Genomic DNA, 354 nt, shown 5'->3' on the forward strand with positions numbered 1-354 from the left:
CGTTTTTAATGATGCAATCTTGGTTTGTATACAGAATCTCTTTTTCAGAAGAACGAATATACTTTGGAATCCTAGGCGTTCCAGCATATTTGTTTGGATTCTTTTTATAGTCTTTTAAACTAGCAAAAAAAGATTTCCAATTTTGGAACAAACCTTTCATGATTGACTGGCTACATTGCGTAGGCAAAGCTCGATAATCCTTTTGAATCATAGCCTTAAATAGTGCATCAAGAAAGTTGTAATCTACATAAGGTTTTTCAAAATTAGGTTCTGAAAACAAATTACATGTAATCTCTTTCTGTTCTTCTTTAGGCTTTACTTTCTCTTTTTCCAATTTCTTCTGATAGGCAAGAA

The 354-nt window shown here is 31.9% G+C and carries 1 pseudogene; it reads right to left on the reverse strand.

The features are described 5' to 3' along the window. Nucleotides 1-354: pseudogene (locus VF726_RS31560) on the reverse strand (RNA-guided endonuclease InsQ/TnpB family protein); the annotation flags it as partial.

Source organism: Bacillus sp. Brlt_9 (assembly GCF_051948935.1).
In the GTDB taxonomy this organism is placed as follows: domain Bacteria; phylum Bacillota; class Bacilli; order Bacillales; family Bacillaceae_G; genus Bacillus_A.